We start from the raw sequence: 12,481 nt of genomic DNA on the forward strand, positions 1-12,481 counted from the left end.
CACAGGACGGGCCGGGCGGCTCCCCCGACCGCCGGGCCCGCACCCCGCGCCCCGGGTCAACAGCGTGCAGCCCCTCACAGCACCGCCCCCGCCGTCGGGCCGGGGCTCGTCGGGCGGCGGAGGCGGGCCCAGGATCGGCGCATGACCAGGGACACGCGCATCGAGCAGGCCGAAATCCGCTACGAGGAGGCCGTGTTCGGCGGGGACGGCAGTGGGCTGGTGACGGCGCAGCGGGGGCTGGACGGTGTGGAGGCGGACCTCGCGCCGGCCCGTGGGCGGCTGCTGACCGCCCGGTTCCTGGCGGACCGGGTCGAGGACCCGCGCGAGCTGGAGCTGTTCGGGCGCGCCGCCGCGCTGTACCGGGGGCTCGGTGACACGCGCGGCGAGGGCGAGGCGCTGTTCTGGGCCGGAACGTTCCACCAGGTCGTCCGGGACGACGCCGTGGCCGCGCTCCCCCCACTGAAGCACACGCTCGCCCTCGCCACCCGCACCAGCGACCTGCTGACCATGTCCTACGCGCTGCGGCACCTCGGCATCGCCGCGCACGCCGCCGGGCGGCTGTCCGATGAATCGGGTCGGCTCTGCTCGTCCGGGAGTGGTGCGGGGTGGTGCGGCCGGCGGTGAGACCCGTGCTGCAATAGGCAACTCACCTGATGAGTCGGCGAGTTGATGGATGGATGAGCGCATTCCCGCCAGGGCATCATGAGGGCGTCCGCAAATCGCCCTCTGCGTAGGAGTGGACCTTGAGGAACAAGCTTCGAGTGCCGCTCAGGCTCCTGCTCATTCTGGTCACGGTGATCATCACCGCCCTCATCCTCCGCTTGCCATGGCCTGATGGTCATGGCGGTTCGGAGACTCCGACCCGCAACGATCCGCCCGTCTACCAGCCCCCGCCACCTCCGTTACCTCAGCCGCCCCCGCCCTACCCGGGGTGGCCGGGGCCGCCGCCGGGGCAGGTGTATCGGTAGCCGCCCTTCGCCACCGAACGTGGTAGCCGGACCGGAAGGGACCTCCATGGCCCGCGAACTGCGGGCCCACGACATGAACGCACCGTTCGCGGCCGGCAAGCACGTCCCCGTGGGGGCCGCCCGACTGCTGGAGGAGCGCGCCCGTCAGGAGGCGGATCAGCCATGGAAGATGGCTGTCAGGCCGTCTCCGAGCCGGGTTGCCTCACGCCAAGCCGTAGTTCCTCCCGTCGAAGGCGGGCCTCTTCCTGCTTGGCCTTCGCCTCTTCCTTGCGTGGTCTTCTCCTGCTCGCACTGAAGCCGGATCCGCCCGCGCTCGGTTTCCCTCTCGCTCTCCGCGCCGAGGTAACCGAACCGCTGAACCTACGTGCAGGAGCAGGCCGGCGAGGTCTCCTGCCGCATGCCCGACGGCTCCCCGCTCGGCCCCGCCCTCACCCGGGGCGAGCAAAGCGCTGATCGAACGGGTGGCAGGCCACGGTGGCCTCAAGTCCGTGCAGGGCCGCCGCGAGGTCGCCTCGCGCGGCGTGCGCGCCGGCTATCCGGCCGCTCCCGGGCGGTGAGGGCCGCGGTCACGGCGGTGGCGGCGGCCAGGGCGGCCCAGGCGGAGCAGGCCCAGGGCGGGCGGGGCGAGGACCACGGCCGCCTGGTTGACGGCCATCACCAGGCCGAGGGCCAGCCCGGTGCGGCCCGGCGGGGCGGCCTCGGCGAGGTGGGCGACCCACGGGCCGTACCAGCCGATGCCGAAGAAGCCGAGCCAGGTGAACAGGGCGGCGGCGCCCACCGGGTGGTGGCCGAGCGGGGTGGTGAGCGCCAGCAGGCCCGCCACGGCCGCCGCCATGCTCACGAGGACGGGACGGTAGCGGCCCGCGCGGCTGCGGTCGCTCCACGCCGCGAGGCCGATCCGGCCGAGCATGCCCGCCAGTTGGGACGCCACCAGCACGGCGCCCGCCGCGCCCGCGCCGAGGGAGGTGGCGTCGTGCAGGTACAGCGCGCCGAGCACGCCGAGACCGCTGTGCACCGACACCATGGCCAGGCCCGACAGCAGCGCCCGCACCACGGCGGGCTCGCGGAGCAGCCCGAGCCGGTCCGCGATGGGGCCGATCCTCTCCGAACTTCCCTTCGGAACACCATGGTTGGCGACGGCAACCCCGGGCGGCCGACGGTAGAGCGCGGCGAACGCGACGGCCCCCGCCAGGGCGACCAGCCCGCCGGCCAGCAGCGCCGAGCGCCAGCCGTACGCGGTGGCGAGCGGCGGCAGGACCGCCACCGCCAGGGCCCCGCCCAGCGGCAGCCCGGCCTGCCGCACGCCCATCGCGAACCCCCGCTGCGCGGGCGCGAACCAGGCCGCCACCGACTTGCTGCCGCCGGGCTGGATCGTGCTGTACCCCGCGCCGACCACCAGCAGCACGGCGAGCAGCGACCCGTACCCCGGTGCCAGGCTCCCGGCCAGCAGGCCCGCGGCGACGACCCCGGCCCCGAGGCCGACCACCCACCGTTCGCCGAACCGGTCCAGCAGCTCCCCGGCCGCCACCAGGCCCACCAGTGGCACCAGTTGGGAGGCGGAGAGCAGCAGGCCCAGCTGTGTCACGCCGAGGCCGAGGGCGTCCTGAAGCGGGACGGCCATCGCCCCGATCCCCTGGACGAAGAAGCAGGCGGCGGCCTGGGTGAAGGTGGCGGTGCCGAGGACCACCCAGCGGTAGCCGGGCGCGGGCGGCGCGGCCGTTCCGGCCGCCGGGGCGGTGGCGTGGTGACTCATACCCACCGATGCTGCTGTCATGGTCCTATGCACCTCAACCCTTACGGCGAGGACGCCGTCCACCTGGCCGCCGCGCTGGCGAACCGGCGTCCGCAGAGCTTCGGGGAACTCGTCACCCGCTGCCGCGCCGCCGGTCTGCTGGTCGAGGGGCCGGGCACGCCCGCGGACCTGACGCGCACCCACGCGCTGCTGGACGCCTGGGAGGCGGTGGTCGACGCGGCGGACGAGCGCGAGCGCGCGGCCCGGCTCAACCTGATGCTCGCCGCCGGTACCGCCCACCCCCGGGTGACCGACCACGCGGGCGACGGCTGGCACCTGCACTACCGCGACGACGACCTGCCGCTCGGCGGCCTGCTGTTCGCGCTGATCGCCACCGGCACCGCGCTGCACCTGGTGGGGCGCGGGATGCACCGGCTGGGCCGCTGCGCCGTCGAGGGGTGCGCCACGGTGTTCGCGGACACCTCCCGGACCGGGCGTCGCCGCTACTGCTCCCCGCGCTGCGCCAACCGCGACGCCGTCCGCCGCCACCGCGCGGGCCGCCCGGCGGACGGCTGACGGCTGACGGCTGACGCGCAGCAGGGCTGATCGGATGGATCATCGGCTCTTTCACCCGGCCCCCGCAGCGGGCGGACGGCCGGCCGCGCCCCGGTCGCCGACGATCGGCTCAGCAGCCCCCCACCGAACCGCTGAGAGGCCCCGCACCATGAGAAGACGCTTCCCCGCCCGCACGCTCGCCGCGACGGCGCTCGCCGTCGCGGGACTGCTGCCGATGACGCTCGGCGCCGCGCCGGCCGCCGTCCCGGTGACCGGCCCTGCCGCCACCGCCACCGCCGATGCCCGCGATGCCCCCGACGGCCGCGAGCTGAGCCCGGAGCTCCAGGCGAGGCTCGACGAGGCGATCCGGCAGGTGATGCGGCAGGCCGGCATCCCCGGCGTGCAGGTCGGCCTCTGGATCCCCGGCCAGGGCCGCTACCTGCGCGCCTTCGGCGTCGCCGAGAAGGAGACCGGCGCGCCCATGACGGACCGGACGAACATGCGGATCGGCAGCGAGACCAAGACGTTCACCGCCACCGCCGTCCTGCAACTGGTGGACGAGGGCCTGGTCGGCCTCGACGACCCGATCGCGAAGTACCTCGGCGGCGTTCCGGGCGGCGAGGAGATCCGGGTGCGCGACCTGCTCGACATGCGCAGCGGCCTGTTCCCCTACACCGACGACGACGACTTCATCGACGCGTTCCTCGACGACCCCCACCGGGTCTTCACGCCCGAGGAGCTCCTCGCCTACGGCTACCGCCACCCGAACGAGTTCGAGCCGGGCGCGCGCTTCCGGTACTCGAACACCAACTACATCCTGCTGGGCCTGCTGGTCGAGCGGGTGAGCGGCCGGAGCATCGAGGCCTTCGTCCACGACCGGATCACCGGGCCCAGCGGCCTGCGGCACACCCTCTTCCCCCAGGGCACCGAGCTGCCCGAGCCGTACGCCCACGGCTACACCGACCGGACTCCCACCGGCACGGTGACCGACTCCACCCACTGGAGCCCCTCGTCGGCCTGGGCGGCGGGCGCGCTGGTCTCCGACCTGCACGACCTCGCCCGGTGGGCGAGGGACGTCGCCACCGGCACGCTGCTGTCGCCCGGCACGCAGGCGCAGCGCCTGGACGTCCTGCCCACCGGCGTCACCGGCGCGGGGTACGGGCTCGGGATCTTCGACATCAACGGCTGGACCGGCCACGCCGGCTCGCTGTTCGGCTACCAGAGCCTCGCCGTCTACCTGCCGGAGCAGCGCGCGACCCTGGTCGTGCTGCTCAACTCCGACGTCGTCGCCGGGGACGCCGAACCCAGCACCCTGCTCGGCCGGGCGATCACCGGCATCGTCACGCCCGACCACGTCTACGACATCCCGCTGGGCCGATAGCCAGGGCGCCGGCCCGGAGTGGGAAGTCGGCCGGTCCGACTTCCCACTCCGGTGCCGACCTGCGTGGCGCAGCCTGACGAACTCGACGGATCGGGGTGCCGGCGAGGGGCGTGGGTGGAGGCCGGGGACCACGGGGTGGCCGCTCCCCCGCCGTTCGACCCGGAGCCGCGCGCCGCGCTGACGGCCGTCGGGGCGGTGGCGCGCGAGCCGGTCACCCCGGAGGACCTCGCCGCCCGGCCCCCGCCCGCCGGGTCGCACTGGCGGCTGCCGCTGCCGCTGCTCTACTGCCTGCGCGGCGGCGGGCCGGCCACCGGCAGAACCTGGCCCGTACTCCCCCGGCTGCTGCGGGAGTTGGCGGATCCGCTGGGCATCGCCGCGGTCTCCGTCGAGTACCGGCCGGCCGCGGTTGAGGACTGCTTCGCCGGCCTCCGCCGGACGGCCGACCACGCGAAGCGGCTCGGCGTCGACGCCGGGCGCGTCGACGCCGGGCGCGTCGACGCCGGGGGCAGGAGCGCGGGCGCCGGACCCGCGGACGCGCTCGCCCTGCTGCCCCGCGACCGGGGCGGTCCGGCCCCGGCCGGCCGGCCGGCCGCTGCTGAGCCCGATGCCCGACGGCCGCAACGACACCTTCCCCGCCCACCGGTCGGCCGGCCACGACACCGGGGACCGGACCTCCGACGCGGCCCGGCCCGGCCCCGTACGCGGCCAGGCGCGGGCGGCGGACCTCACGGGGCTGCCCGCGGCCTACATCGAGGTGGGGCCCGCCGAGACCCTCCGAGGCGAGGCCGCGGCCTGCGCCGACACGATCCGGCGCACCGGCGGCGAGGCCGAACTGCACGTCCGGCCGGGCGCGTTCCACGGCTCCGACACCTTCGCCCCCGGCGCGCCGGCTACCGCGCGCCCAGGGCCGCCTCCCGCTCCGCGACCGGCTGCGGCAGGGTGCCGAGCAGGTGAGCGAGGGCGAGACGGTCGTGGACGACCCGACTGTGCACACGGGAAGCACCCCCACGGGTACGCCCCGCCCGGACGGGGGCCGGGCGGGGCGGGATCACGGGGGTGCGGGGCCACCGGCGCTACCGGGTCACGGGCAGAGGCGGCCCGGGCGGCACTCGGGGTCGACGGGGCCGGTGCCGCCGGGGCGGTGGTTGGACCACCAGATCGGGGTGCTGCCCGCGTAGACGACCAGGTTGCCGCTGTTCTGGACGGCGAGGTAGGCGCCCGGGTTGTACGGGGTGCGGCTGTTCCACACCGCGCGCATGGCGGCGTCGTACGCGACGAGGTTCCCGTCGGCCTGCATGTAGAGGTAGGTGCCGACCCCGTACGTGCCGACGGCCGTCCAGATGGCGACGTTGTTCTTGTACAGCACCACGTGCCCGTCCCACTGCTGGTACAGCACGGTGCTGCCGTCGGGCGAGGACCAGCTCTCGCCGCGGTTCAGGCCCGCGGTGCCGTGGATGACGGTCTGGTTGGCGTCCGACACCGCGGCGGCCGCGGCAGCGGCGGGGGCGCTCGCGGCCGGGGCGCCGTCGGCGGCCCGGGCGGGACCGCCCAGCAGCCCGGCCGCCATCAGCACGGCACCGGCGGCGACACCGGCGCGGGGAACGAGGGAACGCGCGATTCTCATGACGGGCACTCTCCTGAAGCCTGGAGTCGCTGCTGCGTGGGACGGGTACCGTGCCGCCGCGCCCGCTCGGGACCGCGTCGGCCCGGCCAGTCTCGCCGTGCGCGAGCCGGCCGGGCCAGGCCTTTCGACGTCCCTCGAATCCGGACTCCCCGCCGTCAGTCCGCGTCCGTCTCCACCGGCTCGTCGGCGCGCTGGTCCTCGGTGCGGCCGAGGCGCCAGTAGCCCATGAAGCAGACGGCCCGCCGGTCGTAGCCGCGCTCGCCGACCAGGTGGCGGCGCAGCTCGCGGACGCCCGCCGCCTCGCCCGCGATCCACGCGTACGGCGCGCCGCCGGGGAGTTCGGCGGCGCGGACGGCGTCCGGGAGTGCGGGCGTTCCCGGGGCGCCACGGTGCAGCCAGGTGATCTCGGTGCCGGGGCGGCCGGCGGGCAGGTAGGCGTGCTCCTGCGGCCCCTCGACCTCGGCGAACACCCTCACCGGGAGGCTCTCGGGCAGTTCGTCGAGGATCGCGGCGACGGCGGGCAGGGTGGACTCGTCGCCCGCGAGCAGTACCCAGTCCGCCCCGTCGGGCAGCTGGAACTCGACGCCGCCGGCCTCCTCGATCGCCGGGCCGCAGACGATCACCCGGTCCCCGGGCGCCGCCGTCGCGGCCCAGCGCGAGCCGGGCCCGTGGTCGCCGTGGACGGCGATGTCGATGTCGACCTCGTCGGGGTCGTGGCGCTGGGCGCGAACGGTGTAGGTGCGCAGCACCGGGCGGACGGCGGGGTCCATGGCGCGCCAGCTCTGGTACCAGCCGAACTCCTCCTCGCCCTCGGGCATGACGGGTTCGGTCTGCCCGGGGAGCGGCAGCAGGAGCTTGACCCGTTGGTCGAGGCCGCCGTTGACGAACCCGGTGAGGGCGGGGCCGCCGAGGGTGATCCGGGCCATGTGCGGGGTGACCCGGGTGGCCCGGACCACCTGGAGCGGGAAGAGCAGGAAGCGCGCGGGGGCGGTGGTGCTGGTCAGGGCCGTCTCCTCTCACATCAATTTAGGTAAGGCTAACCTACCTGATGGGGTGTTCGCCCCCGCACGGTCACCCCGCTCCCCTATCGTCTGCTCAGGACGACCGACCGGTCGGCGGCACTCGGAAGGGGCGATGAGGGAATGTGGCCACGGGTCGACGGCCTGCGCTCGATGGAACTCGGCACCCCGGGCGGAATCCGGGCCGAGCTGAACTCCCTGGCGCTGGCCGGCCGCAAGACCGCCACCACCGGCCTGCTGGCCGAGTACGCCGAGGAGGCCGAGGTCCTGGAGCACCCCGGTGAACGGCTGGTGCTGCTGGACGACGACGGCCGGTCCGTCGGCGTCGTCGAGATCACCGGGGTGGAGGTGAAGCCGTTCTCCGAGGTGACCTGGGAGCACGCCCGGGCGGAGGGCGAGGGCGACGCCTCCCTGGAGGAGTGGCGCACCGGCCACCGCGGCTACTGGGAGCGGCTCGGCACCCGGGTGGAGAACGATACCGCCGTGGTCTGCCTGGCCTTCCGCCTCGTCGAGGCCCCCTGACCGCCGATGGAACCCGATCCCGATCCCGTTCCCGCTTGGTTCTGGGACGTCCTGGAGGCGGCCCGGCCGCGCCTGCCGGCCCTGGAGCTGTGGCTGGGGTCCCAGCCGCGCAGCGTCCTCGAAGCGTTCGCGCTCGCGTACGAGTCAGCGGCGGACTCGCTGGCAGACTTCGCGGAGGGCGTGAGCGTGGACGGGGACGTCTGGTCCGAGGACAGCACCGAGGACCTGTGCCTGTGGGTGGTCGGGCAGGGCCGCGCGCTGTGGGGCGCGGTGATCGCGGGGGAGCTGGGCCTGGAGGAGGCGGCGCAGCTGTACCTGGGCTGTGCGCCGCTGGCGCCGGACCGGGTGGTGCCGTGGGACGAGGAGGTCTCGGCCCCGGAGCACAAGGGCTACCAGTCCCCCGGGGCCATCGCCTACGGCGTCTACCGGTCCCGCTTCGGCGAGGACCTCCATGAACGGCTCGACGGCGCCTGAGAGTCTCGTTCACCGGAAGCAGGGTCCACTCGGCCGGCTCGGGTGGGAGACTCTGCGGAACGTGACGACCCAAGGAGTTCAAGGCATGGCAACAGGTGCTCCCGACGAACCGGATCCGGCAGCAGCATCCTCCGGGCGGCGAGTCCTCGACCTCCTGGACAAGGCCATCGAGATACAGAGCCAGCTGGTGCGCAAGAACATCGCCCGGGCCCGCCAGCGGAACCCGGGGGCGGCGCCGGCAGAGGTGATCCGCAATCTGGAGCGGATGTTCGTCAGCGCCTTGACCGGGACGGGTGCGGCAGTCGGCGGAACCGCGGCAGCGCCCGGCGTCGGCACGGGTGTCGCTCTGGCGCTGTCGGCCGGCGAGGCGTTCTCGTCTCTTGAGCTGAGCGCCCTCTTCGCGCTCTCGCTCGCCGAGGTCCACGGCGTCCCCATCGACGAACTGGAGCGCCGCCGAACGATCGTGATGGGAGTCATGCTCGGCGGGAGCGGCTCCGCCACCATCAGCAAGGTCGCCGAGCGGACGGGGCAGCACTGGGGGCGCCAGGTGGTCGCCAAGGTCCCGATGGAGACGTTGCGTCAGATCAACAAGGTCCTGGGGAGGAACTTCGTCACGAAGTACGGGACCAAGCAGGGGATCATCGTGCTCGGCCGAGTGGCGCCGTTCGGCATCGGCGCGGTGATCGGCGGTGGCGCCAACGCAGCCATGGCCGCCCTGACCGTGCGGGCCGGCCGTCGCGCCTTCGGCCCGCCCCCGGAGTCGTGGCCCTGGGAGGCGCACGGCGTCCCGTCTCCGTCACCGGAGCCGGCCACGGCGGCTGCGCCGGACCCCACGGCACCCGGCGGAGCTCCGACCGGGGCGGCCAGGGCCCGCATCGGGTCGGACTGATCGGCCGACCCGCCCCGCTGCGCCGCCGCGGAGACGGGGCGGGTCCGTTGCGGCGTACGACCGCGCACTCCTGTGCGTGCCTACGGACAGGGTGTTCGAGCGTGGAGTTCTCGGGGCAGGTGGGTGGAAGCTGCTGCGAGGTCGATGCGTCGAGATCCCGGACATGGGCTTGCCGCGATAATCGAACGATGAGTGCCATCGACCGCCCGCTGCCGCCGCTGAACGCCGACGAGCGCACCACGCTCGAGAGTTGGCTCGACTTCCACCGGACCACCCTCGCCATGAAGTGCGAGGGCCTGGACGACGGGCAGGCCGCCATCGCGTCCGTGCCGCCGTCCGGCTTCACCTTGACCGGCCTCGTCCAGCACATGGCGGAGGTGGAGCGGAACTGGTTCCGCCGAGTGTTCGCCGGAGAACAGGTCCCGTCCGTCTACGCCCCAAAGGCCGACCCGTCCGCCCCCGACGGCGGCTTCCACCTGGCCGAGGGCGCCACGCTGCACGCCGCCATCGCCACCTGGCAGGCTGAGGTCGCGCGTTCCCGCGAGCTCTGCGCCGGCCGGGACCTGGCCGACACCGGGCGCTTCATGGAGCAGGACGTCAGCCTCCGCTGGATCTACGTCCACATGATCGAGGAGTACGCCCGCCACAACGGGCACGCCGACCTGGTCCGGGAACGCGTCGACGGGGCCACCGGCGTGTGACGGTTGCCGGAGTGGGAAGTCGGGGCCGCCGACTTCCCACTCCGGCCCGGTCGCGCGTCAGGCGGCGGCGAGTTGGCCGTGGGTGAGGAGGGGGAGCGGACGACCTAGGGTGGCGAGGGCTTGTCGGGTGCGGGCCTGCTGGGCGGGGCCGGCACCTCGGTCTCATGCCCGTCCGCGACTCCAAGGACCCCGACGGGCCCGCCCTCCTCTTCCCCGCCGCCTCCTGGCAGTCCTTCGTGACCGCCGTCCGTGCCGGGGAGTTCGGCGCCCCGCTCGGTCTCAGCTCGTCTCCGGCACCTGCATGACCAGGTCGGCCTCAACGAGTGGGGACTCCTCGTCCGCCGGGGTCAGGGACCACTGACCGGAACCGCCGAGCGCGCCCGCGACGAAGAAGTAGTCCTTCCCGCCCACCAGCGCCGCCAGGATCCGCCCCGCGCCGTTCCAGGTCACGTCCTTCTCCCCCATCCGCCACACGCTCGGGTTCCGTTGCAGGTGGCCGTTGTGGGCGAACACGAGGGTGCCACCGCGCCGCGCCTCCACGTTCCGGATGGCGAGCAGGTTCCGGGCCATGATCTCGTCCCGCGTGCCGAGCAGCCCCGCCAGCCGGTCGCCCGGTTCCATCGGGCGCGCCGCCTGCCGGTGGTAGCGCAGCAGCCCCGCTCCCGCCGTCAGATGCGTCCGCGCCGCCTCCCACTCCTCCCGCGACGTGGCTGCGATCAGCTCCGCCGCGCTGGCGTACAGCACACCCAGCAGATCGTCCGCGACCGCCCGCAGCCGGTCCGCCTCCGCCGAGGCGCCCGGCGACATCGCCGCGTCCAGCACCGCCTCCTCCCGGCTCCACCGCTCGTCGTCCCCGACCAGGGCCGCCACGTCCAGGTCGATCCCCAGGTAGTCGCGGGCGTGTTCGAGGTACCGGCGCGGGCTCGGGGCCGTCGTGTTCTCGGTCGGGGCGTCGAAGCCGTGGAACGCCAGGCGCTCCTCCGCCGGCCGGTTCCGGTTGTACGCGCGCATCCACGCCACCAGTTCCCGGTTCGGCTCCTTCGCCCCCCAGCCGTGGCTGAAGCCCTCGCGCATCGCGCCTTCCAGCGACCCCGCCCCCTCCCGGACGAAGGCGTCGACGGCCAGGGCCGCCACCCGGTCCGTCTCCAGGGCGATCGACCGGAAGCCCCGCTCGACCAGCGCGCCGAACAGCTCGTTGCGGGCCCGCCCGAAGGCCGGCTCCTCGTGGGTCGGTTCGCCGAGCGCCACCAGGCCGCACGACGAAGGCAGGAAGTCTCCGATGTCCTGTGTCATGAGCCTCAATCGTATCCTTGAAACAGCCGTTGAGACTTTTCCGGCACCGGCCCGAGGAATCCCTTGTAAAGTCTCAAAGTGACCAGCAACCCCGACAAGCCGAGGAACCTCCGGCCGGCCGACCTCGCACGCGAGCACGGCCTCTCCGCCCAGGCCGTCCGCAACTACGAGCAGGACGGCTTCCTCCCGCCCGCCGAGCGGACCCCCACCGGGTACCGGATCTACACCGAGCTGCACGCGGCGGCGCTGCGCACCTTCCTCGCCCTCGTCCGCGCGTACGGGCACCGCACCGCCGGCGCGATCATGAACGCCCTCCACGACGGCCGGACCGACGACGCCCTGACCGCCGTCCACCACGGCCACGGCCTGCTGCTCCGCGACCGCGAGACCCTCAACGCGGTCCGCGCCGCCGTCGGCCACCTGACGGCGGCGGCCACCCCCGGGGACCCCGTCGGCCCCCTCCCCCGCACCATCGGCGAACTCGCCCACCGCCTGCGGCTCACCCCCGCCACCCTGCGCACCTGGGAGGCGGCCGGCATCCTGCGCCCCGCCCGCGACCCCGCCACCGGCTACCGCGTCTTCGACGCCGGCGACGTCCGCGACGCCGACCTCGCCCACCTGCTGCGCCGCGGCGGCTACCGGCTGGCCGACATCGCGGCCGTCGTCGAACAGATCCGCACGGCGGGCGGGACCAGCGCCCTCGCCGCCGCGCTCGCCGGCTGGCAGCAGCGGCTCACGGACCGGGGAATGGCGATGCTGAAGGCGTCGGCGCAACTCCACAACTACCTTGCACGGTAAGGGCTACCATCGTTCGCATGCCCAAGCGGAAGCGCCGCCCCGCCCCCGCACCGGTCCCGGCGCTCCTCGACGCGCCGGAGAACCGCGCGCTGGTCGCCCACCTCCGGGAACGGGCGACCCTGCCCAGCGGCCCGGGCGACTACACGCTCGGCCCCTGGCAGCTGCACACGCACCCCGACCTCTGCGACCGACTCTCCGAGTTGGCCCCCCGCCACCCCGTCGAAGCCCTCTACGGCATGCCGGTCCTGGCGTTCGAGGGCGTGGCCGCCGCCTTCGCGTACGGCACCTCCGGCCTCCTGGTCCGATTGCCGGCCCTCCCCGAGGGAATCGAACCCGGGCCGCCGAGGCCAGCGCTCACCGACGGGGAGTGGCGGTCCGTCGACCCGTTCCCGCAGAACTACACCAGCACCGAGGGCAATGCCCGCCTCACCGCCCTGGTCCGCGAGGCCCTGCTGCACGCCCGCGACCTGAGCCGCAACCGACCCCGGCACTGACCGAAATCCGCTGGCCACAGCCGCACACGGC

Annotated in this window: 14 protein-coding genes and 1 pseudogene; 11 read left to right on the forward strand and 4 right to left on the reverse strand. The window is 74.4% G+C overall.

The features are described 5' to 3' along the window. The first annotated feature begins 141 nt into the window (after positions 1-141). A complete protein-coding gene (locus tag ACFU74_RS10535; RefSeq protein ID WP_380754809.1) occupies positions 142-624 on the forward strand; it encodes a hypothetical protein in 483 nt (160 codons plus the stop codon). 876 nt (positions 625-1,500) lie between these two features. On the opposite strand, the gene ACFU74_RS10540 is transcribed toward ACFU74_RS10535, so the two are convergent. After that, on the reverse strand, positions 1,501-2,721 hold the full coding sequence (locus ACFU74_RS10540) for an MFS transporter (protein WP_380754811.1): 1,221 nt from the start codon (positions 2,719-2,721) through the stop codon (positions 1,501-1,503). Positions 2,722-2,748: 27 nt separating this feature from the next. Here ACFU74_RS10540 and ACFU74_RS10545 point away from each other — a divergent pair, with 27 nt between their 5' ends. The 3 genes and pseudogenes from ACFU74_RS10545 to ACFU74_RS10555 form a co-directional block, all read left to right on the forward strand. Beyond that, complete coding sequence (locus tag ACFU74_RS10545) at positions 2,749-3,276, forward strand: CGNR zinc finger domain-containing protein (protein ID WP_380754814.1); 528 nt, start codon at positions 2,749-2,751, stop codon at positions 3,274-3,276. A 148-nt stretch (positions 3,277-3,424) separates the two neighbouring features. Next, positions 3,425-4,636, forward strand: coding sequence for a serine hydrolase domain-containing protein (locus ACFU74_RS10550; protein WP_380754816.1), 1,212 nt, complete (start codon positions 3,425-3,427; stop codon positions 4,634-4,636). Between the two features lie 195 nt (positions 4,637-4,831). Next, a pseudogene (locus ACFU74_RS10555) lies at positions 4,832-5,158 on the forward strand (alpha/beta hydrolase); the annotation flags it as partial. 559 nt (positions 5,159-5,717) lie between these two features. Here ACFU74_RS10555 and ACFU74_RS10560 read toward each other — a convergent pair. Further along, positions 5,718-6,260 (reverse strand): hypothetical protein, encoded by a 543-nt coding sequence (locus ACFU74_RS10560; protein WP_380754817.1) that lies wholly within the window; start codon positions 6,258-6,260, stop codon positions 5,718-5,720. A gap of 155 nt (positions 6,261-6,415) precedes the next feature. After that, positions 6,416-7,216 carry a siderophore-interacting protein gene (locus tag ACFU74_RS10565; RefSeq protein WP_380754819.1) on the reverse strand — a complete coding sequence of 267 codons (801 nt, stop codon included), beginning with the start codon at positions 7,214-7,216 and terminating at the stop codon, positions 6,416-6,418. Positions 7,217-7,402: 186 nt separating this feature from the next. Between ACFU74_RS10565 and ACFU74_RS10570 the strand changes: the two genes are divergently transcribed. From ACFU74_RS10570 to ACFU74_RS10590, 5 genes are all read left to right on the forward strand, one after another. Continuing rightward, the gene (locus ACFU74_RS10570) at positions 7,403-7,801 is read left to right on the forward strand and encodes an ASCH domain-containing protein (RefSeq protein WP_380754821.1); all 399 of its coding nucleotides are present in this window, start codon (positions 7,403-7,405) and stop codon (positions 7,799-7,801) included. Between the two features lie 6 nt (positions 7,802-7,807). Continuing rightward, positions 7,808-8,275, forward strand: coding sequence for a hypothetical protein (locus tag ACFU74_RS10575; RefSeq protein WP_380754822.1), 468 nt, complete (start codon positions 7,808-7,810; stop codon positions 8,273-8,275). An 85-nt stretch (positions 8,276-8,360) separates the two neighbouring features. Beyond that, positions 8,361-9,164, forward strand: a complete 804-nt coding sequence (locus ACFU74_RS10580; RefSeq protein ID WP_380754825.1) for a hypothetical protein — start codon at positions 8,361-8,363, stop codon at positions 9,162-9,164. Positions 9,165-9,352: 188 nt separating this feature from the next. Further along, positions 9,353-9,865 carry a DinB family protein gene (locus ACFU74_RS10585; RefSeq protein ID WP_380754826.1) on the forward strand — a complete coding sequence of 171 codons (513 nt, stop codon included), beginning with the start codon at positions 9,353-9,355 and terminating at the stop codon, positions 9,863-9,865. Positions 9,866-10,029: 164 nt separating this feature from the next. Continuing rightward, positions 10,030-10,170, forward strand: a complete 141-nt coding sequence (locus ACFU74_RS10590; protein WP_380754828.1) for a DUF397 domain-containing protein — start codon at positions 10,030-10,032, stop codon at positions 10,168-10,170. On the opposite strand, the gene ACFU74_RS10595 is transcribed toward ACFU74_RS10590, so the two are convergent. Further along, entirely contained in the window at positions 10,145-11,158 is a 1,014-nt protein-coding gene (locus ACFU74_RS10595; RefSeq protein ID WP_380754831.1) for an erythromycin esterase family protein, read from the reverse strand. The genes ACFU74_RS10590 and ACFU74_RS10595 overlap by 26 nt on opposite strands. A 78-nt stretch (positions 11,159-11,236) precedes the next feature. Between ACFU74_RS10595 and ACFU74_RS10600 the strand changes: the two genes are divergently transcribed. Continuing rightward, the gene (locus ACFU74_RS10600) at positions 11,237-11,956 is read left to right on the forward strand and encodes a TioE family transcriptional regulator (protein WP_380754834.1); all 720 of its coding nucleotides are present in this window, start codon (positions 11,237-11,239) and stop codon (positions 11,954-11,956) included. 17 nt (positions 11,957-11,973) lie between these two features. Then, on the forward strand, positions 11,974-12,450 hold the full coding sequence (locus ACFU74_RS10605; RefSeq protein WP_380754837.1) for a hypothetical protein: 477 nt from the start codon (positions 11,974-11,976) through the stop codon (positions 12,448-12,450). Positions 12,451-12,481: the final 31 nt, after the last annotated feature.

Origin of the sequence: Kitasatospora sp. NPDC057500, assembly GCF_042802195.1 — a bacterium.
GTDB lineage: Bacteria > Actinomycetota > Actinomycetes > Streptomycetales > Streptomycetaceae > Kitasatospora.